The following is a 23,948-nucleotide window of genomic DNA, read 5'->3' on the forward strand; positions in this document are numbered from 1 at the left end:
TACACCGCATGTATAGACGCCGTGTAGAGCGGTCCGAGGGAGAGCCGGGGCGGCCGTACGCGCGGCGCGGCACCCCGGGCTGCTGGTGGCCATGGCGATCAGTCCTCGGCCGGTGGTTCCGCCGGGGAGGAGGGCGACTCCTCCTCCCCGGAGGTCTGCTTGGGGGGCCGGCCGCGGCGGGGCAGGGGGCCGGCCGATCGGGGCAGGCGGCCGGCGTCGGCCAGCGCCTTCCGCAGCAGATACTCGATCTGTGCGTTGGCGCTGCGCAGCTCGGCCTCCGCCCAGCGGGCGATCGCGTCGTGCACAGCCGGGTCGAGCCGCAGCAGCACCTGCTTGCGCCGCTGCTGCGCCCGTCGCCCGGACTGTTCGTCGGTCACTGGTACAGGGTGCCCGTGTTGACGACGGGCTGCGGGGCGCGGTCCCCGCAGAGCACGACCATCAGATTGCTCACCATGGCGGCCTTGCGCTCCTCGTCCAGCTCGACGATGTCGTGCTCGGTGATCCGGGCGAGCGCCTGCTCCACCATGCCGACCGCGCCCTCGACGATCTGGCGGCGGGCGGCGACCACCGCGCCCGCCTGCTGGCGCTGGAGCATGGCCGAGGCGATCTCCGGGGCGTAGGCGAGGTGGGTGAAGCGGGACTCGATGATGTGCACGCCGGCCGCCTCGACCCGCGCGGCCAGCTCGACCGCGAGCTTCTCGGTGATCTCCTCGGCGTTGCCGCGCAGCGACAGCCCGCCCTCGTCGTGGGCGTCGTACGGGTACTCGATGGCGATGTGGCGCACCGCGGCCTCGGTCTGGGTGGCGACGAACTCCAGGAAGTCGTCCACCTCGAACATCGCCTGCGCGGTGTCCTCCACCCGCCAGACGACGACCGCCGCCAGCTCGATCGGGTTGCCGTAGGCGTCGTTGACCTTGAGCACCGGGGTCTCGTGGTTGCGCACCCGGGTGGAGATCTTGGAGCTGTTGGTGAGCGGGTTGACGTACCGCAGGCCGTCGGTGCGGATGGTGCCCCGGTAGCGACCGAAGAGCTGGATCACCCGGGCCTGGCCGGGCGCCACCATCTGGAGGCCGCTCATGGCGATCAGGGAGGTCAGGCCCACCAGCACGCCGGCGACGATCAGTACGGTGGCCGCCGCCCCGCCCCGGTGGTCGGCGTGCAGCGCGGCGCCGCCGATGACGGCGCCCACGCCGAGGGCCAGCCCCAGCAGCCCCAGCAGGAGCGCCAGCCCCCCGCCGATGTGCCGGGCCTCGAACTCCCGGACCTGCGGCTCGGGCAGGCGTACGGTGTCGGCCGCGGCCGCCGCGGCGCCCCGCGGGTGGGTGTCGGTGGCCGCGTCGGTGGCGGCCTTGGCGCCGGCGCTCTCGGCGCTCCTGACGCTCTCGCTGCTCTCGGTGTTCTCGGACATGGGTCCCCCCGGCTTTCCGTTCGGTCCGGTCCCCTCGGACCGGTCTAGCAAAGTGATATCACTTTATCGCTCCGGGCCGCGTCGCGCACCTCCGGCCGCCGGTTGCGCCGACCCGGCGTGCTGTTTGTCACGTCCGGAAAACGCTTGATCAATGGGCTTTTGGTCGCAGTTGCGGTGTTAGCTTGCTGAGGTTTTGTGGGGGCGGACCGAGTGGAGTGACAGAGCGGAATGCGGTTGGTCGGAGCGAAGCGGACACGCGAGAGCGGCCCCGGGAAGTCCACGAAGGACCCCGCGCGGGCGGAGAAGCGCACGAGCGGCATACGCCGCCTCTTCACCTGGAAGAAGCTGCTGGGCGGCTTCCTGCTGGTGTGCCTCCTCGGCGTGGGCGCGTTCGTCGCGCTCTACCTGCTCGTCCCGGTCCCCGACGCCAACGCCGACGCCAAGCGCCAGAGCAACGTCTACCGCTACAGCGACGGCACCGAACTGGCCCGCACCGGCAAGATCAACCGTGAGGTCGTCCCGCTCTCCAAGGTCCCCGAGCCGGTCCGGCACGCCTTCGTCGCGGCGGAGAACAAGACCTTCTACAAGGACTCCGGCGTCGACCTCAAGGGCACCGCCCGCGGCCTGATCAACACCGTCACCGGCAAGGGCAAGCAGGGCGGCTCCACCATCACCCAGCAGTACGTGAAGAACTACTTCCTGGGTCAGGAGCAGACGGTCACCCGCAAGGCGAAGGAAGTCATCATCGCCCTCAAGGTGGACCGCGAGATGTCCAAGGACGAGATCCTCGCCGGCTACCTCAACACCAGCTACTTCGGCCGCAACGCCTACGGCATCCAGGCCGCCGCCCGCGCCTACTACGGCGTCGACGTCGACAAGCTCACCGTCGAGCAGGGCGCCTACCTCGCCTCCCTCCTCCAGGCCCCCAGCCAGTACGACTGGACCACCGCCTCGGAGACCTCGCGCACCCTGGTGCTCCGGCGCTGGAACTACGTGCTCGACAACATGGTCGAGATGCGGTGGCTGGACGGCGGCACGCGTGGCGCGATGTCCTTCCCCACGCCCGGCCCCCGCAAGCCCCCGCCCGGCCCGCAGGGCCAGGCCGGCTATCTCGTCGAGGCCGCCAAGGAGGAGCTGCTGGCCGCCGGCGTCAAGGAGGACGAGCTGGCCGCCGGCGGCTGGACCATCACCCTCGGCGTCGACCGCGAGAAGCAGCGGGCGCTGGAGAAGGCCGTCGACCGCAAGCTGATGTCCGACCTCGACCCCAAGAGCCGCCCCGCGGACGCCCACGTCCAGGTGGGCGCGGCCTCGGTGGACCCGAGGACCGGCCGGATCGTGGCGATGTACGGCGGCCAGGACTATCTGAAGCACTACACCAACAACGCCACCCGGCGTGACTACCAGCCCGCCTCCACCTTCAAGCCGCTGATCCTGGCGGCCGCCCTGGAGCACGGCGCCCGGACCCAGGACGGTGTGCGGATCACCCCGAACACCATCTACGACGGCACCCACAAGCGGCCGGTGCGCGGCAGCGGCGAGGCCACGCCGTACGCCCCCGAGAACGAGGACCACGTCAGCTACGGTCCCATCACCGTCCAGAAGGCGATGAACGCCTCGGTCAACTCCGTCTTCGCGCAGATGGCCGTCGACGTGGGCCTGGAGAAGGCCAAGAAGACCGCGGTCGAGCTCGGCATGGACGGCAAGGCGAACTTCCCGGCGGTGCCCTCGATGTCGCTCGGCGCCATGGGCGCCAGCCCGCGGGACATGGCCGGCGTGTACGCCACCCTCGCCAACCACGGCAAGAAGGTCACCCCGCACCTGGTGAAGTCCGCCGAGCGCGGCGAGCAGAAGGCGAACCTGCCGAGCGGCGTCGGCAAGCAGGTGATCAGCCGCTCGGCCGCCGACACCCTTACCTCCGTGCTGACCGGCGTGGTCGACGACGGCACCGGCGCGGTCGCCCGCTCCGGCGACTACGAGGTGGCCGGCAAGACCGGCACCTCCGACGACAACAAGTCCGCCTGGTTCACCGGCTACACCCCGAGCCTGGCCACCGCGGTCGGGCTGTTCGGCGAGGACTCGGCGAACAGCGGCAAGCAGGTGACGCTCAAGGGCGCCGGTGGCGGCGGCCGCGTCAACGGCAGCGGCTACCCCGCGCGGATCTGGAACGCCTACACCCAGGCCGCGATGAGCGGCGTGGACGACAGCGAGGACACCACGTTCGACCTGGAGGCCGAGCGCGGCCCGGTCCAGGGCGGCCCGCCCGCCGCCGACCGCTCCCCGTCGGGCACCGCGACCCCCGGCCGCCCGGCGTCGCCCCGCGCGCCGAGCCCCGGCGCCTCGTCCCCGTCGGGTCCCCCGCGGCCGTCGGGCCCGCCGTCGCCCCCGGTGAGCCCGCCGCCCGCGCCGCCGTCGCCGCCGGTCTCCCCGTCCCGGCCGCAGACGCCGCCCGACCCGACCGCCTCCCAGCCGGGCGGCCCGGACAACGGCGACCGCCCGCCGATGCAGCCGGTGCCGTAGCTCCGGCGGCGGAGCCGAACAACGAGAACAGCGGTACGCGAACGCCCCGGCCCTCTCATGGGCCGGGGCGTTCGCCGTCGCGCGGGGCTCGGATCAGCGGCCGTTCAGCTTCCCGCCGATGCGGTCGCCCAGATCCTTGTCGACATTGCGCCAGTACTGGATCGCCCGCTCCCGCACCGGATCGCTCACGCCCTGGCGGAGATGGCCGACGACATTGCCCACCAGCCGGTCGCGCGCCAGGTCGTCCAGCACCTCCCGGACCATCGTCCCGGCCTGCACCCAGTCGTTGTCCTCGCGGTGCAGCGCGTACGCCTCCCGCACCATCTCGCCGGCCGCCGCCCAGCCCGCCGGCGAGCCGTACGCGGCGGTGTCGGCCGCCGGGCCGCCGTGGGAGTTGGGGGCGTACACCGCGCCGACCCGGTTGGCCTCGTACCGCATCGCGCCGTCCTTGGCGTACGAGCGCACCTCCACCCGCGGCCGGTTCGGCGGCAGCTGGGCGTAGTTGGTGCCGATCCGGTAGCGGTGGGTGTCGGGGTACGAGAAGAGCCGGCCCAGCAGCATCTTGTCCGGCGAGGGGCCGATGCCCGGCACCATGTTGGACGGCTCGAAGGCGGCCTGCTCGACGTGGACGAAGAAGTCCTCCGGGTTGGTGTGCAGCGTCAGCCGGCCGACCTCGATCAGGGGGTAGTCGCCGTGCGGCCACACCTTGGTCAGGTCGAACGGGTTGAAGCGGTAGTCCGCCGCGTCCTCGAACGGCATCACCTGCACGTGCAGGGTCCAGCTCGGGGCGTCGCCGGAGGCGATGGCCCGCCACAGGTCGCGCCGGTGGGCGTCGCCGTCCTCACCGGCCAGCGCGTCCGCCTCCGCCTGGGTGAGGAACTCGATCCCCTGGTCGGTCTTGAAGTGGTACTTCACCCAGAACCGCTCGCCGCCGCCGTTGACCCACAGGAAGGTGTGCGAGCCGTAGCCGTTCATGTGGCGGTACGTCCTCGGGATGCCCCGGTCGCCCATCAGCCAGGTGACCATGTGGGCGGACTCCGGGGACAGCGTCCAGAAGTCCCACTGCATGTCGTGGTCGCGCACCCCGCTGTCCGGGCGGCGCTTCTGGGAGCGGATGAAGTCCTGGAACTTCATCGGGTCCCGCACGAAGAAGATCGGCGTGTTGTTGCCGACGAGGTCGTAGTTGCCCTCCTCGGTGTAGAACTTCAGCGCGAAGCCGCGGGGGTCGCGCCAGGTGTCCGGGCTGCCCTGCTCGCCCGCCACCGTGGAGAAGCGGGCCAGCACGTCGGTGCGCCGGCCCGGCTGGAACAGATGGGCCTTGGTGAACTGGCTGACGTCCTGGGTGGTCTCGAACGTGCCGTAGGCGCCCGAGCCCTTGGCGTGAACCACGCGCTCGGGCACCCGCTCCCGGTTGAACTGGGCCATCTTCTCGATCAGATAGTGGTCCTGGAGCAGGATGGGACCGGTGTCGCCGATCGTGAGCGAGTGCTCGTCGCTCTCCACGGGGATGCCGTGGTTGTTCGTGGTGTGCGGATGGCGCTGGGGTGACTCGGTCATGAGACGCCTCGCAGTGCGTGATGAGGATGTTTGTGCCGCCGTGTCCCGGGGCCGGTGTCCTTCGCGCAGTCAACTCCGCCGACGGTGCGTCGGCAACAGCGCGGGAGCGATTCCCCGCCCGTCCGCGCCCGTCTCCGGCCCGGGGTTCGCAGCGAATCGGCCACGCCTCAGCCCCCCGCCGGCCGCGACAGCTCGAACCACACCACCTTCCCCGTGGACAGCCGGGTCGCGCCCCACCGCCGCGCCAGCTTGTTGACCAGGTACAGGCCCCGCCCGCCCTCGTCCGAGGGGCGCGCCTGCCGCAGCCTGGGCAACTGCGGCACGTCGTCGCCCACTTCGCAGCGCAGCACGTCCGTGCGCAGCAGCCGCAGCGTGATCGGCCGCTCCGCGTACCGCACGGCGTTCGTCACCACCTCGCTGATCAGCAGCTCCACCGAGTCCGAGAGGTCCTCCAGGTCCCAGCGGGCCAGCGCCCGCCGGGCCAGCCGGCGCGCCTTGCCCGGGGTCTGCTCGTGCGGCTCCAGGAACCAGTAGGCGACATCGCTCGGCGCGATCCCGTCGAAGCGGGCGGCCAGCAGCGCGATGTCGTCGTCCCGGTCGCCCGGGCCCAGCATGTCCAGCACCTCGTCGCACAGCGGCTCCAGCGGCGGCGGGTGGTCCGGGCCGGTCAGCCGGGCTGTCGCGGTCAGCCGCTCGCGCAACTGCTCTATCCCGGTCCACACGTCCCGCAGCCGGGACTCCACCAGGCCGTCGGTGTAGAGCAGCAGCGTGGCCCCGGCCGGGGCGTCCAGCTCCACGGCCTCGAAGTCCACCCCGCCGACCCCGATCGGCGCGCCGGGCGGCACCCGCAGCACCTCCGCCCGGCCGCCCAGGTGCAGCAGCACCGGCGGCGGGTGCCCGGCGTTGGCGATCACGATGCGGTGCGCGACCGGGTCGTACACGGCGTACAGACAGGTGGCCATCCGGTCGCTGCCCAGCCGCTGGGCCTGCTCGTCGAGGTGGTGCAGCACCTCCTGCGGCGGCAGGTCGAGCCCGGCGAGCGTCTGCGCCGTGGTGCGCAGCTGGCCCATGATGGCGGCCGAGGTCATGGAGTGGCCCATCACATCGCCCACGACCAGCGCCACCCTGCTGCCGGGCAGCGGGATCGCGTCGTACCAGTCGCCGCCCACCCGCGCCGTCTCGGCGGCCGGCAGATAGCGGCTGGCCAGCCGTACGCCGGTGGGCTGGGGCAGGGAGTCGGGCAGCATCGTGCGCTGGAGGGCGTCGGCGATGTACGCCTCGCGGCCGTAGAGGACGGCCTTGTCGACCCCGAGCGCGGTGTGCGTGGCGAGTTGGGCGGCGACGAGCAGATCGTCCGGCTCGAAGGACGGCCGGTCCGGCCGGCGGAGGAAGACGGCGGCGCCGATCACCCGGCGGCGGCCGCGCAGCGGGGCCAGGATGGCCCGCTGCTCGCCCGGTATGAAGCGCTCGTGGCCCAGCAGTTCGGGCAGCGCGGCGCGGGCCGCCGCGGACTCCCCGAACACCGGCCGCACCCCGCGGAGCACCTCGGCGAGCGGCCCGCCGGGCCGCACCTCGGCCAGTTCGGCCGCCGGCACGCTGTCGGGCGGCAGGGGCAGCGCGGGCGCCGCTCGGCCGCCGGCCATGGGGTCGATCTCCGGCTCGTCGGGGATGCGGTCGGTGCGGCGCAGGCGCAGCACCACCGGGCCGACGGGGCGTTCGTCCCCGACCGGCAGCGGGTCGCGCAGATACACCAGGATCACATCGGCGAAGGTCGGCACGGTGGCGCGGCACAGCCCCAGCACGATCTCGTCCAGGTCGATGCCGCGGGCGATCCGGCGGGTGGCCGCCCCGACGAAGCGCAGCCGGTCGCCGTCGCGGGTGCCGCCGCCCGCGGCGGCCGGCTGTCCGCCGCCGGGCCCCGGGGGCAGCGCGCCGCCCGGCGCCGCCAGGTCGTCGACGGCGGGCCGGGGGCGGCTGGCGGCCCCCCGGCCGGCGCCCGGGCGGTCCTCGTCCGACCGGCCCAGCGGACCGCGGTGCTCACCGTCGGGGCGCGCCGCGTCGTCGCCCGGGCCCGAGGCGGGCCGGGCGGGCAGCCGCTCGGCCGCGGCGGTGCCGTCGGCCGCGCGGGGCGGGGGCCGGTCGGCCCCCGGTTCCATGGGGAGGGCGGCGGACTGCGAAAGCGTCCGCTGGCCGTCGTGGGAGGTCGGGTGCTCCGTCACGCGTAGGGTTCCATCCGTCCGGGGCTGCGCGTCAGGCGCGCCGAGGGTCAGGCGCGTCGTCGGCAGTGCAGGAAGAGCTGGATCTCGGGTGGTACGTCCGTGCTGGCGGGGGCGTACGCGTACGAGTCCTCCCCGGCGACCTCGAAACCCGCATCGCGCACGACCTGGCGCAATTCGTCCCGCAGGTAACCCGATACCCGGATCGTGTTGCCCAGGAACGGAATCGCGTAGTCGTCCACGTCCGCCTCGACCATCGACAGCGCCAGCAGCCCCTCGGGCCGCAGCAGCCCGTGCAGCATACGCAGGGCGTGCGGGATCTCCGCGCGCGGGAGCATCAGCAGGGCGAAGAAGGCGGCGATGCCGTCGAACCGGCCCCAGCGCTCCTCGCCGAGCGAGGCGATGTCCGCCTGGTGGAACTCGCCCGTGGGCACGTTGTCCCGGGCGAGCTTGAGCATCCCGGCCGACAGGTCGACCCCCACCACGCGGTGGCCCGCGTCGGCGAGCTGGGCGGCCGTCGGCAGACCCGTGCCGCAGCCCAGGTCCAGCACCCGCGAGCCCGGCGGCAGCGCGTCGGCCAGCCAGCGGCCGGCCGCCAGTTGGCCCTCCTTGTGCGGGAACGCCTCGTCGTAGCGGTCACCGATGGCGTCGAACGCCTCGGCCTGACCCGACCGGTCGATCGCTAACCGGTCGTACCCCTCGTACCCCTGTCCCTGGCCGCTCACCAGCCACCCCTCCTCAGACATGCCGTCGAGCCGTGCGCGTGGTCCGGGAGCCGCGCCCACCGCCCCCGGCCGGCCCCCGGGGCCCCCGGCCGGGCCGGTCGCGCGGAGGACGATCCTACGGTTGTCCCACCAGGCGGCGGCAAGGGTCTCACGAGGCCGGCCGCGCGGGGTCGCGGTCCCAGTCACGGGGCAGCTCCGGCACCGTCCACGCCGGGTCCGGGCGCCAATTCTCCCACCCGTCGGTGAACGGCCAACCCCAACCGTCGATCAGGTCCACGGCGGCCCGGCCCGCCGCGCGCACCCGCTCGGCCGCCTCCGGAGCCATCAGCCCGGCCCGCTGCGCCTGGACGAACTCGTCCTCGTCCTTCCACTCCCAACCGCCGTCGGGGTACACCTCGATGTCCAGGAAGTGGTCCTCGGAGTCCACCCCGCCCGCCCAGCGCGCCCGGGGCTCCTCGAGATTGACGTACCAGTTGCGGAACCGCCAGTCCGGGTCCCAGAACAGCCACACCGACCAGGGGTCGGCCGGCCGGGCCAGCTTGAGCACGCCCGTGCCGAACCAGCGCGACCGCGCGGTGGTGCGGGGTTTGGTGTAGCGGGTGGCCAGCGGCTCCCGGTGCACCGGGGTGCCGTCGGCCAGCACCGGCTTCACGCACTCGGTGCCGGGGGCCATCCACACCGCGAGCAGCTCGGGGGTGTCCTGGACGACGGTCACGGGGCGGCATATGTGCACGCGGCTCGCGCTGTCGGGGCCGTTGCCCCGATAGCGCCAGAGAATGTGGTCCCCGGGCGCCCACGCGCCGGTGGCGCCCCCCACACCGCTCCTGCTGCCCGCGGCGCTCGTCGTCTCGGCTGTCATGCGCAGATCTTAGGGGTGCGGCCCTGAGCAGCGCTGTGGCCGGCGTTACGGGCCTCGCCTCCCGTCGGTCCGAGGGGCGAGGCCGTAACGCCCGCCGTCCCGGGGGCGGGCCGCCGGTGTCTCAGGCGCTGGCCGTCGGGCGACTCACGGCCGGGTCATCCGCAGCACGTCCAGCGCCTCGTCGAGCTGCTCCAGCGTCAGGTCGCCCCGCTCCACGTACCCCGCCTCCAGGACCACCTCGCGAATCGTCCTGCGCTCGGCCAGCGACCGCTTGGCGACCTTCGCCGCCTCCTCGTACCCGATGTACTTGTTCAGCGGGGTCACGACGGACGGCGAGGACTCCGCGTACTCCCGCGCCCGCTCCACATTGGCCGTGATGCCGTCGACCGTGCGGTCCGCCAGCAGCCGGGAGGCGTTGGCCAGCAGCCGGATCGACTCCAGGAGGTTGCGCGCCATCACCGGAAGCATGACGTTCAGCTCGAAGTTGCCCGACGCGCCCGCCACCGCGACCGCGGTGTCGTTCCCCGTCACCTGCGCCGCGACCATCAGCACGGCCTCGGGGATCACCGGATTGACCTTCCCGGGCATGATGGAGGAGCCCGGCTGCAGATCCGGAAGGCTGATCTCGGCCAAACCCGCGCGCGGGCCCGAGCCCATCCAGCGCAGATCGTTGGAAATCTTGGTGAGGCCGACCGCGATGGTGCGCAGCTGCCCCGAGGTCTCCACCAGCGCGTCGCGCGCCCCCTGCGCCTCGAAGTGGTCGCGCGCCTCGGTGAGCGGCAGGCCGGTCGCCCGCGCCACCTCCGCGATCACGGCGGCGGAGAACCCGGGCGGGGTGTTGATGCCGGTGCCCACCGCCGTGCCGCCCAGCGGCAGCTCCGCCAGGCGCGGCAGCGCGGACCGCAGCCGCTCCACGCCGTGGCGCATCTGCGCCGCGTAACCCCCGAACTCCTGACCGAGCGTCACCGGCGTGGCGTCCATCAGATGCGTACGGCCCGACTTCACCACGTCGGCGAAGGCGGCCGCCTTGCGCTCCAGCGCCGCCGCCAGGTGCTCCAGCGCCGGGATCAGGTCCCGGGTCACCGCGGCCGTGGCGGCGATGTGGATGGAGGAGGGGAAGACGTCGTTGGACGACTGGCTGGCGTTCACGTGGTCGTTGGGATGCACCGGCGCGCCGAGCCGCTCGCTCGCCAGCGTCGCCACCACCTCGTTCATGTTCATGTTGGAGGAGGTGCCGGAGCCCGTCTGGAACACGTCCACCGGGAAGTGCTCGTCCCAGCGGCCCTCGGCGACCTCGTTCGCCGCGGCCTCGATCGCGGCGGCCGTCTCCCCGGCGACCACGCCCAGCTCGGCGTTGACCTTGGCCGCCGCCGCCTTGATGCGGGCCAGCGCCTCGATGTGGGCCCGCTCCAGCCGCTGCCCCGAGATCGGGAAGTTCTCCACCGCCCGCTGCGTCTGCGCCCGCCACTTGGCGCGCGCCGGGACGCGCACCTCGCCCATCGAGTCGTGCTCGACGCGGTATCCGTCGTCGCTCATGTGTCCGCCTGCCTCGGTCATCGTCTTCGGCCTCCTGTGGTGCACAGCGTTTGTCCGGTTCGCAGTGTTCCCAAGTTGAGCTACTCGCCAGTTAATACCGCCAGCAACGGACGCGATCGTGGAGGCTCAATGAGGCGAACCGGACAATCGGCCGTGGCCGGGCGGGACACCGGGGGAGCAGGCGGACCGCGACGGGTGGGAGGACTGAGAGGACCGCGGGGCGCCGTCGCGGCCCTGGCCGCCCTCGCCGCGGCGCTCGGCGGCATGGCGGCCACCGCCCCCGCCGCGACGGCGGCCCCCTCGGCGCAGACCCGCGCCACCGGGGCCGTGCCCCTGCCGCCCGAACTGGAAGCGGTGCGCGCCGCCGAGGCGGTGAAGCTCTACGGCGACGCCGCCGAGCGCCCCCTCGGCCAGCGGAAGACCTCGCTGATCTCGCTCGGTGACAGCGAGATATCCGGCGAGGGCGTGGGCCGGTACGAGCCGGGCACCGACGGCCCCGACAACTGGTGCCACCGCTCGCCGGACGCGGCCATCCACCGCACCGGCATCCCCGCCGACGAGACGTACAACGTCGCCTGCTCGGGCGCGAACACCGGCAACATCAGGATCGGCGGGCAGCGGCAGTACGCCGACGAGCCGGTGCAGAGCGACAACCTGGCCGTCAAGGCCCGCAACACCCGGGTCAAGATGGTGCTGCTGGTGGCGGGCGCCAACGACGACCTCCAGTTCGGGCCCGTGATCACCGACTGCGTCACCCGCTGGTTCCTGTCCCAGGGCCCCTGCGCGGGCACGTACGGGCCCACCTGGCAGAGCCGCGTCGACGCGCTGGTGCCCAAGGTCGAGCAGACCGTGCGGGACCTGCGGACCGTCATGCGGCAGGCGGGCTACGCCGACGGCGACTACCGCCTGGTCGTCATGGGCTACCCCGGCCCCATCGGCCCCGACTTCGAGGACAACCCGAACTTCCCCGGCAAGCTGCCGGGCGGCTGCACCGGCTACACCTCGGACGCCGGCTGGGCCCGCGACTTCGCCGTCCCCGGCTTCGAACGCGGCCTGCGCGAGGCCGCCCGCCGCACCGGCGCCACCTTCCTCGACAACTCGCGCCTCTTCCACGGGCACGAGGTGTGCATGGAGGACACCTGGGCCCGCGGGCTGTGGGTGGACGTCACCAACCCGTTCCCGCCGGACGCCAACTCCGTCCGGCAGTCCTTCCACCCCAATGAGCGCGGCCACGGCGCCTTCGCGTCCTGCCTGACCCAGCTCTACGGCTCCGGCCTGCGCGAGGCGAGCTGCGCCGACCCGGCGAGCACGGGCGCGCCGGTGCTCTTCCCCGGCGCCTGGGACGACGTCTACCGGCCGCTGACCAACGCGGCGACCGGCAGCTGTACGGACGCGGAGGGCGCGAGCAGCCGCAACGGCACGGCCGTCGTCGGCTGGGACTGCCACGGCGGGCGCAACCAGGGCTGGTGGTACGACGCCGGGCGCGGCTCGCTGCGCACGGAGCTGAGCCACGACCGCTGCGTCGACGTGCCCGGCGGGCGGTACGCGGCCGGGGCCGGCGTGGTGCTCTGGAACTGCCACGGCGGGGAGAACCAGCGCTTCACCCGGGCCGGCGCGGCGATCAGCCCCGCCGCGGCGCCGGGCCTGTGCCTGACGCTGTCCTCGCCCGAGGACCGCGTCCGGCTCCAGAAGTGCGACGGCTCGGCCGCCCAGCGCTTCATCTGACCGGCGGCGCGCCTCCCGGGGCCCGGGGCTGCACGCCCCGGGCCCCGGTCCCGTCCCAGGGGGCCGTGTCAGGTCGCGGAGCGCACGGGGATGCTCGTGACGAACGGCTGGGCCGGCGCCGGGTCCTGGAAGAAGTCGTTGCCCTTGTCGTCCACGACGATGAACGCCGGGAAGTCCTCGACCTCGATCCGCCAGACCGCCTCCATGCCCAGCTCCTCGTACTCCAGGACCTCGACCTTCTTGATGCAGTCCTGCGCCAGCCGCGCCGCGGGCCCACCGATCGACCCGAGGTAGAAGCCGCCGTGCGCGGCGCACGCGTCGGTGACCTGCTTCGAGCGGTTGCCCTTGGCGAGCATGACCTTCGAGCCGCCGGCCGCCTGGAACTGCTCGACGTACGCGTCCATGCGGCCGGCCGTGGTCGGGCCGAAGGAGCCGGACGCGTAGCCCTCGGGCGTCTTGGCCGGGCCCGCGTAGTACACGGGGTGGTTCCTCAGGTACTCCGGCATCTCCTCGCCCGCGTCCAGCCGCTCCTTGATCTTCGCGTGCGCGATGTCGCGGGCGACGACGAGCGTGCCGGTGAGCGAGAGCCGGGTCTTCACCGGGTGCTTGGTGAGCTCGGCGAGGATGGCGTCCATCGGCTGGTCGAGGTCGATGCGGACCGCGTCCAGGTCGGGACCGGCGCCCTGGGTGAGCTCCTCGTCCGTGGTGTCCGGGAGGTACTTCGCCGGGTCGGTCTCCAGCTGCTCCAGGAAGACGCCCTCGGCAGTGATCTTGGCGACGGCCTGGCGGTCGGCCGAGCAGGAGACGGCGATGGCGACCGGGCAGGACGCGCCGTGCCGCGGCAGCCGCACCACGCGCACGTCGTGGCAGAAGTACTTGCCGCCGAACTGCGCGCCGATGCCGATCTTCTGCGTCAGCTCGAAGACCTTCTCCTCCAGCTCCTTGTCGCGGAAGCCGTGACCGGTCGGCGAGCCCTCGGTGGGCAGCTCGTCGAGGTAGTGCGCGGAGGCGTACTTCGCGGTCTTGAGGGCGTACTCGGCGGAGGTGCCGCCGACGACGATCGCCAGGTGGTACGGCGGGCAGGCGGCCGTGCCCAGCGAGCGGATCTTCTCCTCCAGGAACTTCATCATGGACGCCTCGTTGAGGACGGCCTTCGTCTCCTGGAAGAGGAACGACTTGTTGGCCGAGCCGCCGCCCTTGGCCATGAACAGGAACTTGTAGGCGTCCCCGTCGGTGGCGTACAGCTCGATCTGCGCCGGCAGGTTGGAGCCGGTGTTCTTCTCCTCCCACATGGTCAGCGGGGCCATCTGGGAGTAGCGCAGATTGAGCTGGGTGTACGCGTCGTAGACGCCGCGCGAGAGCGCCTCCTCGTCCCGGCCGGAGGTCAGCACGTTCTGGCCGCGCTTGCCCATGACGATCGCGGTGCCGGTGTCCTGGCACATCGGCAGCACGCCGGCGGCGGCGATATTGGCGTTCTTCAGCAGGTCGAGCGCGACGAAGCGGTCGTTCGGGGAGGCCTCGGGGTCGTCCAGGATGCGGCGGAGCTGGGCGAGGTGGGCCGGGCGCAGATAGTGCGAGATGTCGTGCATCGCCTCGGCGGCGAGCGTGCGCAGCGCCTCCGGCTCGACCTTGAGGAACGTCCGTCCGTCCGCCTCGAAGGTGCTCACACCCTCCGAGGTCACCAGGCGGTACGGAGTGTTGTCCTCGCCCAGGGGCAGCAGGTCCGTATAGGCAAACTCTGGCATGGAGCCCATTCCTCACTCGGCAGACGGCTTCGGCTGGCTTCCTCGACAGCCGGACCCAGGGTAGATGCCCGCGGTGCCCGGCCTCGGGTGAGGTAAGGCTCACTCGCCCTCGGCACGGGGGCTCACCGGGCCCGGCCGCGGCCCGGCGAGCGGCTCGGGGAGCACGGTGCGCCCCGGCGCAAGGAGCACGACGAGCAACTCGGGGGCTAACGGTGTGAATAGGCGCGCGCACAGCGGGTAGGGCTGCTGCATCGTCTCTTGTGCGGCATGGGGGTGTAATTGGCCGCGGACCGAGACGGGCAAGGGTGACTCTTTCGCGAAGCCGTCGTCAGGAGTGGACCGTGCTGCAACCGCCGCATCAGCCCCCGCAGGTCGCCGCCGTACCGTCGCCGCGCTTGGAAACGCGCGATCAGGCAGGCCCCTGGCACTCGGAGGCGGTGTGCCGTCGTGACGAAGCCGGACTGTTCTTCGCCCCCTCCAAGGAGCCGACAGCCGCCCGGCTGTCCCGCGAGGAGGCGGCGAAGCGGGTCTGTGCACGCTGCCCCGTGATGGTCGAGTGCCGGGAGCACGCGCTGCTCCAGCCGGAGCCGTACGGCGTGTGGGGCGGGCTCACCGCCGCCGAACGCCGTGTGGTGCTCGCCCGCCGCAGGCGGCGGGAGGCGGAGCTCAAGAAGAGCGCGCGGCCGGCGGTGCCCCATATCGCCGCCGCGGGCTGAGATCGCCGGGGCCCGCGGTCACGAGGGCCCGGATCGACAGTGGAGGGGCACCCCGCGGTGGGGTGCCCCTCCTTCGTCGTGCGCGGCCGGTGTCGTACGGTGCCCGGCCGGTACGCGGTGCGTGCGGGCGGCCGCTCAGCGGGCCCGGTCGAAGTCCACCGCGCTGTAGGCACGCAGCTTGGACAGCCGGTGCGTGGAGTCGATCTGCCGGATCGTGCCGGACTTGGAGCGCATCACCAGCGACTGGGTGAGCGCGGTGTCGGAGCGGTAGCGCACCCCGCGCAGCAGCTCCCCGTCGGTGATGCCGGTGGCGACGAAGAACACGTTCTCGCCCCACACCAGGTCGTCGTTGGTGAGCACCCGGTCGAGGTCGTGCCCGGCGTCGAGCGCGCGCTGCCGCTCGGCCTCGTCCTTGGGCCACAGCCGGCCCTGAATCGTTCCGCCCAGGCACTTCATGGCGCAGGCGGTGATGATGCCCTCGGGGGTGCCGCCGATGCCGAGCAGCAGGTCGACGCCGGTGCCCTCCTTCGCGGCCATGATCGCGCCGGCCACGTCGCCGTCGGAGATGAACTTGATCCGGGCGCCCGCCTCGCGGATCTCCTTGACCATGTTCTCGTGGCGCGGGCGGTCCAGGATGACGACCGTGACGTCCTCGGGGGAGGAGCGCTTGGCCTTGGCGACCCGGCGGATGTTCTCCGCGATCGGTGCGCCGATGTCGACGACGTCGGCGGCCTCCGGGCCGGTGGCCAGCTTCTCCATGTAGAAGACCGCGGACGGGTCGAACATCGTGCCCCGGTCGGCCACGGCCAGCACCGAGAGGGCGTTGGTCATGCCCTTGGCGGTGAGGGTGGTGCCGTCGATCGGGTCCACCGCGACATCGCACTCCGCGCCGGTGCCGTCACCGATCCGCTCCCCGTTGTAGAGCATCGGGGCCTCGTCCTTCTCGCCCTCCCCGATGACGACGACGCCGTTCATCGAGACGGTGGAGACGAGGGTCCGCATGGCCTTCACGGCGGCGCCGTCGGCGCCGTTCTTGTCGCCCCGGCCGACCCACCGGCCGGCCGCCATGGCGGCGGCCTCGGTGACCCGGACGAGTTCGAGGGCGAGGTTGCGGTCGGGGGCCTCAGGGCTCACTTCGAGCTGAGACGGCAGGTGGTGCTCGGTCATCGGAGCGCACCTTTCTGTACGGCGACGGCCGGAAACGAGGGTGGCCCGACTCTATCGTCACATCGACAAAATGAGCAGAGCGCCCCACGTATGAGCACCGTATGGGCGCCGGTGGGGGCGCTGCGGGGCGCCGCGGAGGCGCCGCGGGGCATCGTACGGGCCGGGCCGCGGGCCGGTCGGGGCGCCGGGGCGGCCCCCCGGCGCGGCCCGGCGCGGCGGTGGGGGACCATAGGGGGCGTGGCAGGTATGCGCGGTAAGCAGACGGTTCGGGACATGGTGCTCTCGCTGGCGGTGATCGGTGTCGCCGCGGCGTTGATGTACCTGTTCATCCCGCACGACGAATCGAAGGACCCCGTCCGGACGGTCGACTACCGGGTGGAGCTGGAGACGGCCCGCCGGGCGGCGCCCTACAAGGTGGCCGCTCCCCAGGGGCTCGGCGAGGGCTGGCGCGCCACCTCCGTCACCTACAAGGGCGTGAGCGAGCACGGCGCCGTCTGGCACCTGGGCTTCCTGAACCCGAACGACGAGTACGTCGCGGTCGAGCAGGGCGACGGCCCGGAGCGCAAGTTCGTCGAGCAGGTCACCCGGGACGCGGAGAAGACGGAGCGGACGCAGCGCGTCGGCGACCAGGAGTGGACGCGCTGGGAGGGTCCGAAGTACGACGCGCTGGTGCGCACGGAGGGCGGGGTGACCACGGTGGTCACCGGCACCGCGCCCTTCGAGGACCTCGCGCGCATGGCCGCCGCGCTCAGGACCTCGTAGACGGGCGGACAGGCTTGACCTCGTGGACAGGCCGCGGGCCCCCGCTCCTCGCGGGAGCCGGGGCCCGTGGGTCCCGAGCGGGGCGGCCATGCGGTCGCGCGGAGCGTGGTGCTCGCGCGGGGGCCGCGGCCGGCCGGTGGCCTGCTCAGACGGTGGTGACGACCTCGTCGTAGGCCAGACGCGGCGAGCGCGGGTACCAGGCGTTCTCGCCCGGCTTGCCGATGTTCACCACGGCGAGCACGGTGTGGTCGCCGTCGGGGAAGAACTCCTTGTCGATGCCGGCGGCGTCGAAGCCGGTCATCGGGCCCGCCGCCAGGCCGGCCGCGCGCACGCCGATGATGAAGTAGCCCATCTGGAGCGCGGAGTTCAGCGCGGCGGACCGCTCGCGCGCCACGCGCTCGGAGAAGAAGACGTCCTTCGCCGCGGGGAAGTGCGGGAAGAGGGTCGGCAGCTCCTCGTGGAACTCGTTGTCGGCGGCGAGGATCGCGACCAGCGGGGCCTTGGCGGTCTTCTCGCGGTTGCCCTCGGCCAGGTGCTGGACCAGGCGCTCGCGGCCCTCGGGGGTGCGGACCAGCACGACGCGCAGCGGCTGCTGGTTGAAGGCGGTGGGGCCGTACTTCACGAGGTCGTAGATCGCCTGGACCTGCTCGTCGGTCACCGGCTCGTCGGTGAACGTGTTGGCGGTACGGGCCTCGCGGAACAGCAGGTCCTGGGCGGCGGCGTCGAGGGCGAGCGTCATGGGTTGAGCACCTTCTCGGTCGGGGGTCGGTGGATGCGAGCTCCACTCTACGCGATTTAGATTAAGTTTCAACTAAACCGGGTGCGACGTGACCCGCGCCACGCGTGGCGGGGCGCCGCCGGCGGGCTGACCTGCGGTGATGGTGGGGCGGGGGTCGGGGACCGGGGCGTGCGCGGGCTCTTACGAGCGGTGCGGGCCGGTTCGTACGGATGCCGCCATCAGGCGGGTCGCACGAGCGGTGCGGGGCCGGGCCGTGCGGGTGGTGCCTGGCCCGGGCACGTGCGGGCCGGGTCGTACGGAGGCCGCCGCCGGGCGGGGCGTACGAGCGGTGCGGGCCCGGAGGTGGCTCCCGCACGGGGCGTGCGAGTGGTGCCCGGGTCGTACGGGCGCTGCGGGCTCGGGCCGTACAGGCGCTGCTGGCCGGGCGCTGCGGGCGCCGCCGGCCGGTCGTACGAGCGGTGCGAGGCTGGCCGTGCGGGATGTGCCGGGCGGGTCACGGGAGCCGTGTGGGGCGGGTCGCACGAGCGGTGCGGGGCCGGGCCGTGCGGGTGGTGCCTGGCCCGGGCACGTGCGGGCCGTGTCGTACGGGCGCTGCTGGACCGTGGGTGGCCCCCGCCCGGGTCGTACGGGCCGCCGCCGGTCAGTCGGCGGGGCCCGCCGGGCCCCCCGTACCGCCGGCACCCGCGTCGTCGCCGTCCGCCGAATCCGCCGCCAGCGCGGCGTCGAGCCGCGCCCGCGCGCCCTCCAGCCAGCGCCGGCACACCTTCGCCAACTCCTCGCCGCGCTCCCACAGCGCCAGCGACTCCTCCAGCGTGGTCCCGCCCGCCTCCAGGCGGCGCACGACCTCGATGAGCTCGTCCCGTGCCTGCTCATAACCCAACGCGGACGCGGCGGTGGTCCGCTCGGCGGTCTTCTCGGCCGTCTCTGCCATGGCTCCAGCCTAGGGGTCGGGTACGACATCGCCGGCCGGGGCACCGCGACGCGCGCTCACCGGCGGCCCGCCCGGGGCACCGGCGGGCCGGCCGGGCCCCACCGGTCAGGCGCCCGCGCCCAGTCAGGCCCACGCGCCGACGGTCACGCCGCGCCTGTCACGCCTCGCCCACCCGGACCGTGAACTCGCCCTCGGCGACCCGCGCCCGCAGCGTCTCCTCCGCCGTGACCTCGGCCGCCGCCCGGACGACCGAGCCGTCCTCCCGCTGGAGCACCGCGTAACCCCGGCGCAGCGTCGCCGCGGGGGAGAGCGCGACGACCCGGGCCCGGGTGTGGGCCAGCTCCGAGTCCGCCCGGTCCAGCAGGTGCCCGAGCGTGCGGCGCCCGCGGTGCAGCAGCGCCGCGATCTGTTCCTCGCGGTGCTCCACCATCACCTGCGGCCGCTGTATCGCCGGCCGCCCCAGCGCGGCCGCCAGGCCCCGCTCCTCGCGGTCCAGCAGACCGGTGACCGCCCGCAGCCCGCGGTCCCGCAGATGCTGGATGCGGGTCAGCTCCTCGCCCACGTCCGGCACGATCTTCTTCGCCGCGTCCGTGGGCGTCGAGGCCCGCAGATCGGCGACCAGGTCGAGCAGCGGGGAGTCGGGCTCGTGGCCGATGGCCGACACCACGGGCGTGCGGCACGCGGCCACGGCCCGCACCAGCTCCTCGTCGGAGAACGGCAGCAGATCCTCCACGCTGCCGCCGCCCCGCGCCACGACGATCACGTCGACCTCGGGCAGCGCGTCCAGCTCCCGCACCGCCGCGACGACCTTCGGCACGGCGTGCACCCCCTGCACCGGCACATTGCGCACCTCGAAGCGCACGGCGGGCCAGCGCAGCCGGGCGTTCTCCAGCACATCGCGCTCCGCCGCCGAGGCCCGCCCGCACACCAGCCCGATCAGCTGCGGCAGGAACGGCAGCGGCCGCTTGCGCTCGGCCGCGAACAGGCCCTCCGCCGCCAGCGAGCTCTTCAGCCGCTCCAGCCGCGCCAGCAGCTCCCCGATGCCGACCGGGCGGATCTCCGCCGCCCGCAAACTGAGCTGACCGCGCGGCGCGTACCACTCCGGCTTGGCGTGCACCACGACCCGCGCGCCCTCCCGCACCGTGTCCGCCACCGGGTCGAACACCGAGCGGAAGCACGTGACGGTCAGCGAGATGTCGTACGAGGGGTCGCGCAGCGTCAGGAACACCACCCCGGCGCCCGGGCGCCGGGACAGCTGGGTGATCTGCCCCTCGACCCAGACCGCGCCGAGGCGGTCGATCCAGCCGCCGATCAGGCGCGACACCTGGCCCACGGGCAGCGGGGCGTCGGCCGACGTGTTCACAGCCATGCGAGCAGGCTAGGGCATGGCACCGACATCGCCGCCCGGCCGGCGGCGCGCCCGGGACGGGCGCTGCGCCAGCAGCACCAGCAGACCCACGCCCAGCCAGACCGCCCCGGTGATCAGCGCGGTCTCCGCCGCCTCCACGATGACCGCGACCGTGACCGCCGCCCCGACCACCGGCACCACCACGTGCCGCACCACGCCGAAGTCCGCGCCCACATCCCCGCCCGCGCCCACATCCCCGCCCGGGCCGGCGTCCCCGCCCGGGCCGGTGCCCGCGCCCCGGCGCCGTACCGCGAACCAGCCCACCACCGACGCGTGCAGCAGCGTGAACGCCGTCAGGGCGCCGATGTCCACGACGGAGACCAGCCGGTCGAGCCCGTCGTCCCGGCGCGCCGCCCAGACCGCCGCGACCAGGGTGATCACCGCGGCCACCAGCAGCGCCCGCCGCGGCACCCCGGAGCCCCGGTCGACCTTCGACAGCAGGCCCGGCAGCCGCCGGTCGCGGCCCATCGCGAACAGCAGCCGGCCGGCCGCCGCCTGCCCGGCGAGCGCCGCGAACGCCGCCCCGATCGCCTTGCTCACCGCGATCAGATCGTGCAGCCAGCCGCCCACGGAGGCGTCCACCGCGTCGTAGAAGGCCGTCCCCTGCGCCGCCGGATCGGCCGCCAGCCCGGCCGCCGAGACCGGCGACAGCAGCGCGACCAGATAGGTCTGCGCCACGAACAGCGTGCCGGCCAGCGCAAGACAGCACAGCACCGCGCGCGCCACCGCCCGCGAGCCGCCGGTGACCTCCTCGGCGAAGGTCGCGATCGCGTCGAAGCCCAGATACGACAGCACGGCCACCGACACCGCCCCCACCACCGCGGCCAGGGAGAAGCCCAGGGAGCCGTCCCCGGTCAGCGGCGACAGCCAGCCGCGCTGCGCGCCGTCGCGGACCAGCACCACCACGGCCGTGACCACGAACACCAGCAGTACTGCGATCTCCATCGCCAGTACGGCGAACCCCACGCGCGCCGCGGCCCGTACCCCGGCGAGGTTCAGCGCCGTGGTCACCACGACCGCGGCCGCCGTCCACACCCACCGGTCCACCGACGGAACCAGTGCCTCCATCGCGATGCCGGAGAACAGATAGGCGACCGCCGGGATCAGCAGGTAGTCCAGCATCGCCATCCAGCCGGCGACGAACCCGGCGCTCTCGCCCAGCCCCGCCCTGGCGTAGTTGAACACCGAGCCCGCCCGGGGCACGACCCGCACCATCTGGGCGTAGCTGTACGCCGTGAAGGCCATGGCCGCCGTCGCCACCAGATAGACCAGGGCGACCGCGCCATGGCTCCGGGCGTCGAGCGCGCCGAAGACTCCCACGGGCGCCATGGGGGCGATGAAGAGCAGCCCGTAGACCACCAGGTCCTTGAAGCCCAGGGTGCGGCGCAGGCCCTCGCCGGCCGCCGCTCCGGTGCGCTCGTCCGTGGCCGCTCGCGGGCCGCCGGTGCCGCCGCTGCCTCCGGTTCCGCCGGTTCCGCCGGTTCCGCCGGCGCCGCCGGGGCCCTGGGTGTCCGCCATACGTCGTGCCTCCCGCCATGATCCGGTACCCATACTCCGGCACCGTGCGAGCTTTCCCGCGTGCGCCACGGCCTTACGATGGTGTCCATGACTGCAACGACCGCCCGCCGCGTCCTGCTCGCCGCCCCCCGGGGCTACTGCGCGGGCGTGGACCGCGCCGTGATCGCCGTCGAGAAGGCCCTCGAGCAGTACGGCGCGCCCGTCTATGTGCGCCACGAGATCGTGCACAACAAGTACGTGGTCAAGACCCTGGAGAAGAAGGGCGCGATCTTCGTCGACGAGACGGTGGAGGTCCCCGAGGGCAACATCGTGATCTTCTCCGCCCACGGTGTGGCACCGGTCGTGCACGAGGAGGCCAAGCGCGGCCGGCTCGCCACCATCGACGCCACCTGCCCCCTGGTGACCAAGGTCCACAAGGAGGCCGTGCGGTTCGCCAAGGAGGACTACGACATCCTCCTCATCGGCCACGAGGGCCACGAGGAGGTCATCGGCACCAGCGGTGAGGCCCCCGAGCACATCCAGCTCGTGGACGGCCCCAAGGACGTGGCGAACGTCGAGGTCCGCGACCCGGAGAAGGTCGTCTGGCTCTCCCAGACCACGCTCTCCGTGGACGAGACCATGGAGACCGTCGACGCCCTCAAGGAGCGCTTCCCGCAGCTCATCAGCCCGCCCAGCGACGACATCTGCTACGCCACGCAGAACCGCCAGATCGCGGTCAAGCAGATGGGCGCCGAGGCCGACCTGGTGATCGTCGTCGGCTCCAAGAACTCCTCCAACTCCGTGCGTCTGGTCGAGGTCGCCCTCGGCGCCGGCGCGAAGGCGGCCCACCTGGTGGACTACGCCGAGGAGATCGACGAGAACTGGCTGGAGGGCGTGACCACGGTCGGCGTCACCTCCGGCGCCTCGGTCCCCGAGATCCTGGTGCAGGGCGTGCTGGAGTGGCTCGCGCTGCGCGGCTTCGAGGACGTCGAGGTGGTCAAGGCCGCCGAGGAGTCCATCACCTTCTCGCTCCCCAAGGAGCTCCGGCGCGACCTGCGCGCCGAGGCCGCTGCCGCGCTCGAGGACTGACGGCCGCTATAGCGTGGTCCACATGAATGTTTTCGGTGTGGACATCGGAGGCTCCGGCATCAAGGGCGCCCCGGTCGATCTGGACCGGGGCGACCTGGCCGACGAGCGGTACAAGGTGCTCACCCCCCACCCGGCCACCCCGGACGTCGTGGCCGACCGGGTCAAGGAGGTCATCGACCACTTCGGCTGGTCGGGGCCGGTCGGGGTGACCTACCCGGGGGTCGTCACCGACGGCACCACCCGCACGGCGGCCAACGTGGACCCGGCCTGGAAGGACGTCGACGCCCAGGGGCTGCTCCGGGAGCGGCTGGGCGGCCTGCCGGTCACCGTGCTCAACGACGCGGACGCGGCCGGCGTCGCGGAGATGACCTTCGGGGCGGGGCGGGGCAGAACCGGCACGGTCATGGTGCTCACCTTCGGCACCGGCATCGGCAGCGCGGTCTTCACGGGCGGCCGGCTGCTGACCAACACGGAGCTGGGCCATCTGGAGCTCGGCGGCCACGAGGCGGAGAAGCGGGCCTCCACCCGCGCCAAGGAGGACGAGGGGCTCAACTGGGAGCAGTGGGGCCGCCGCGTACGCAAGTACCTGGCGCACCTGGAGATGCTGTTCTCGCCCGAGCTGTTCGTCATCGGCGGTGGGGTGAGCCGCAAGGCGGAGAAGTTCCTGCCGCACCTCACCGGCATTCGCGCGGAGATCGTTCCGGCGCACCTGCAGAACAACGCGGGGATCGTGGGGGCGGCGATGGCGGCCAGGGCGGCGGTGGAGGGCGCGTAGGGGGCGCGGCGGGGCGTTCGCGGCCGGCGTCGCGGGCGCTTCCCGTTTCCGGCGCTCAGGGGCGGGGCCCTCGGCCGCGCGCCGACTCGCGACTCGCGGCCCGCGGCTCACGGTGCTCAGGGGCGGGGTTCGGGCTGCGCGCCGGCCCGCGCCGCCCGGCGCAGCCAGACCACGAGGGCGGCGGCCAGCGTCCCGCCGTACAGCCAGCCCGCGTGCAGGGCCAGCGCGGTGAACACGCCCATCAGCCGCCCGCTGAACCCGTCGCCGCCGCCGGAGGCGGGCAGCAGCCCCACGACGAACGCGATCGGGGCGCTGATCGGCGCGGTGATCAGTTCGGCGGGCCGCACCCAGAGCCCGCAGGCCGTGGCCACCAGCACGAAAAGCAGGCCGTACACGGCACCGGCGGGCCCAGGACGAGCCGGTCGAGGCCGCCGATCAGCAGCATGGCCAGGGCGCCGAGGACGCCGCAGCCCAGCCCCGTCAGCCGCGGGGCGGGCAGCCGGCGCAGGACGCGGGCCAGCGGCGTACGGCCCGCCTGGGGGTGGGCGCGGTAGACGGCGGCCCGCTCCTCCACGG

20 protein-coding genes and 1 pseudogene are annotated in these 23,948 nt (G+C 73.4%); 6 read left to right on the forward strand and 15 right to left on the reverse strand.

What is annotated here, in order from left to right; all coding sequences use genetic code 11:
• Positions 1-98: 98 nt before the first annotated feature.
• Positions 99-377 (reverse strand): hypothetical protein, encoded by a 279-nt coding sequence (locus ACSNOD_RS11170; protein WP_436766684.1) that lies wholly within the window; start codon positions 375-377, stop codon positions 99-101.
• The gene (locus ACSNOD_RS11175; RefSeq protein WP_436766685.1) at positions 374-1,408 is read right to left on the reverse strand and encodes an SPFH domain-containing protein; all 1,035 of its coding nucleotides are present in this window, start codon (positions 1,406-1,408) and stop codon (positions 374-376) included. The genes ACSNOD_RS11170 and ACSNOD_RS11175 overlap by 4 nt, the downstream gene beginning before the upstream one ends.
• Positions 1,409-1,636: 228 nt before the next feature.
• Here ACSNOD_RS11175 and ACSNOD_RS11180 point away from each other — a divergent pair, with 228 nt between their 5' ends.
• Positions 1,637-3,925: a transglycosylase domain-containing protein gene (locus ACSNOD_RS11180; RefSeq protein WP_436766686.1), complete on the forward strand. Its 2,289-nt coding sequence runs from the start codon at positions 1,637-1,639 to the stop codon at positions 3,923-3,925.
• A 93-nt stretch (positions 3,926-4,018) separates the two neighbouring features.
• On the opposite strand, the gene ACSNOD_RS11185 is transcribed toward ACSNOD_RS11180, so the two are convergent.
• From ACSNOD_RS11185 to ACSNOD_RS11205, 5 genes are all read right to left on the reverse strand, one after another.
• The gene (locus ACSNOD_RS11185) at positions 4,019-5,482 is read right to left on the reverse strand and encodes a catalase (RefSeq protein WP_436766687.1); all 1,464 of its coding nucleotides are present in this window, start codon (positions 5,480-5,482) and stop codon (positions 4,019-4,021) included.
• Between the two features lie 167 nt (positions 5,483-5,649).
• Positions 5,650-7,701: a SpoIIE family protein phosphatase gene (locus tag ACSNOD_RS11190; protein ID WP_436766688.1), complete on the reverse strand. Its 2,052-nt coding sequence runs from the start codon at positions 7,699-7,701 to the stop codon at positions 5,650-5,652.
• Positions 7,702-7,748: 47 nt separating this feature from the next.
• Entirely contained in the window at positions 7,749-8,444 is a 696-nt protein-coding gene (locus ACSNOD_RS11195) for a class I SAM-dependent DNA methyltransferase (protein WP_436766689.1), read from the reverse strand.
• A gap of 127 nt (positions 8,445-8,571) precedes the next feature.
• The gene (gene fomD, locus ACSNOD_RS11200) at positions 8,572-9,282 is read right to left on the reverse strand and encodes a cytidylyl-2-hydroxypropylphosphonate hydrolase (RefSeq protein ID WP_436766690.1); all 711 of its coding nucleotides are present in this window, start codon (positions 9,280-9,282) and stop codon (positions 8,572-8,574) included.
• Between the two features lie 144 nt (positions 9,283-9,426).
• On the reverse strand, positions 9,427-10,839 hold the full coding sequence (locus ACSNOD_RS11205) for a class II fumarate hydratase (protein ID WP_436766691.1): 1,413 nt from the start codon (positions 10,837-10,839) through the stop codon (positions 9,427-9,429).
• 243 nt (positions 10,840-11,082) lie between these two features.
• On the opposite strand from ACSNOD_RS11205, the gene ACSNOD_RS11210 reads away from it, so the two are divergent.
• Positions 11,083-12,543, forward strand: a complete 1,461-nt coding sequence (locus ACSNOD_RS11210) for a ricin-type beta-trefoil lectin domain protein (protein WP_436766702.1) — start codon at positions 11,083-11,085, stop codon at positions 12,541-12,543.
• Positions 12,544-12,611: 68 nt separating this feature from the next.
• On the opposite strand, the gene ACSNOD_RS11215 is transcribed toward ACSNOD_RS11210, so the two are convergent.
• Positions 12,612-14,288 carry a fumarate hydratase gene (locus ACSNOD_RS11215; protein WP_436766692.1) on the reverse strand — a complete coding sequence of 559 codons (1,677 nt, stop codon included), beginning with the start codon at positions 14,286-14,288 and terminating at the stop codon, positions 12,612-12,614.
• Between the two features lie 341 nt (positions 14,289-14,629).
• Between ACSNOD_RS11215 and ACSNOD_RS11220 the strand changes: the two genes are divergently transcribed.
• Positions 14,630-15,004, forward strand: coding sequence for a WhiB family transcriptional regulator (locus tag ACSNOD_RS11220; RefSeq protein ID WP_436766693.1), 375 nt, complete (start codon positions 14,630-14,632; stop codon positions 15,002-15,004).
• Positions 15,005-15,139: 135 nt separating this feature from the next.
• Here ACSNOD_RS11220 and glpX read toward each other — a convergent pair whose 3' ends face one another.
• Positions 15,140-16,171, reverse strand: a complete 1,032-nt coding sequence (glpX, locus tag ACSNOD_RS11225) for a class II fructose-bisphosphatase (protein ID WP_436766694.1) — start codon at positions 16,169-16,171, stop codon at positions 15,140-15,142.
• 246 nt (positions 16,172-16,417) lie between these two features.
• Between glpX and ACSNOD_RS11230 the strand changes: the two genes are divergently transcribed.
• Complete coding sequence (locus tag ACSNOD_RS11230; RefSeq protein ID WP_436766703.1) at positions 16,418-16,933, forward strand: DUF4245 domain-containing protein; 516 nt, start codon at positions 16,418-16,420, stop codon at positions 16,931-16,933.
• 145 nt (positions 16,934-17,078) lie between these two features.
• Here ACSNOD_RS11230 and ACSNOD_RS11235 read toward each other — a convergent pair whose 3' ends face one another.
• The 4 genes from ACSNOD_RS11235 to ACSNOD_RS11250 form a co-directional block, all read right to left on the reverse strand.
• The gene (locus ACSNOD_RS11235; RefSeq protein WP_436766695.1) at positions 17,079-17,672 is read right to left on the reverse strand and encodes a malonic semialdehyde reductase; all 594 of its coding nucleotides are present in this window, start codon (positions 17,670-17,672) and stop codon (positions 17,079-17,081) included.
• A 640-nt stretch (positions 17,673-18,312) separates the two neighbouring features.
• The gene (locus ACSNOD_RS11240; protein WP_436766696.1) at positions 18,313-18,603 is read right to left on the reverse strand and encodes an exodeoxyribonuclease VII small subunit; all 291 of its coding nucleotides are present in this window, start codon (positions 18,601-18,603) and stop codon (positions 18,313-18,315) included.
• Between the two features lie 157 nt (positions 18,604-18,760).
• The gene (xseA, locus tag ACSNOD_RS11245) at positions 18,761-19,972 is read right to left on the reverse strand and encodes an exodeoxyribonuclease VII large subunit (protein ID WP_436766697.1); all 1,212 of its coding nucleotides are present in this window, start codon (positions 19,970-19,972) and stop codon (positions 18,761-18,763) included.
• Positions 19,973-19,981: 9 nt separating this feature from the next.
• The gene (locus ACSNOD_RS11250; RefSeq protein ID WP_436766698.1) at positions 19,982-21,529 is read right to left on the reverse strand and encodes an APC family permease; all 1,548 of its coding nucleotides are present in this window, start codon (positions 21,527-21,529) and stop codon (positions 19,982-19,984) included.
• An 87-nt stretch (positions 21,530-21,616) separates the two neighbouring features.
• Between ACSNOD_RS11250 and ACSNOD_RS11255 the strand changes: the two genes are divergently transcribed.
• Positions 21,617-22,597, forward strand: coding sequence for a 4-hydroxy-3-methylbut-2-enyl diphosphate reductase (locus ACSNOD_RS11255; protein WP_436766699.1), 981 nt, complete (start codon positions 21,617-21,619; stop codon positions 22,595-22,597).
• A 22-nt stretch (positions 22,598-22,619) separates the two neighbouring features.
• Positions 22,620-23,372: a polyphosphate--glucose phosphotransferase gene (gene ppgK, locus ACSNOD_RS11260; RefSeq protein WP_436766700.1), complete on the forward strand. Its 753-nt coding sequence runs from the start codon at positions 22,620-22,622 to the stop codon at positions 23,370-23,372.
• 116 nt (positions 23,373-23,488) lie between these two features.
• Here ppgK and ACSNOD_RS11265 read toward each other — a convergent pair whose 3' ends face one another.
• Positions 23,489-23,749 carry a DUF6542 domain-containing protein gene (locus ACSNOD_RS11265; protein WP_436766701.1) on the reverse strand — a complete coding sequence of 87 codons (261 nt, stop codon included), beginning with the start codon at positions 23,747-23,749 and terminating at the stop codon, positions 23,489-23,491.
• A pseudogene (locus tag ACSNOD_RS11270) lies at positions 23,701-23,948 on the reverse strand (DUF6542 domain-containing protein); the annotation flags it as partial. The gene ACSNOD_RS11265 and the pseudogene ACSNOD_RS11270, both read right to left, overlap by 49 nt.

The organism is Streptomyces sp. URMC 123, from assembly GCF_051386515.1.
Classification (GTDB): Bacteria; Actinomycetota; Actinomycetes; order Streptomycetales; family Streptomycetaceae; genus Streptomyces.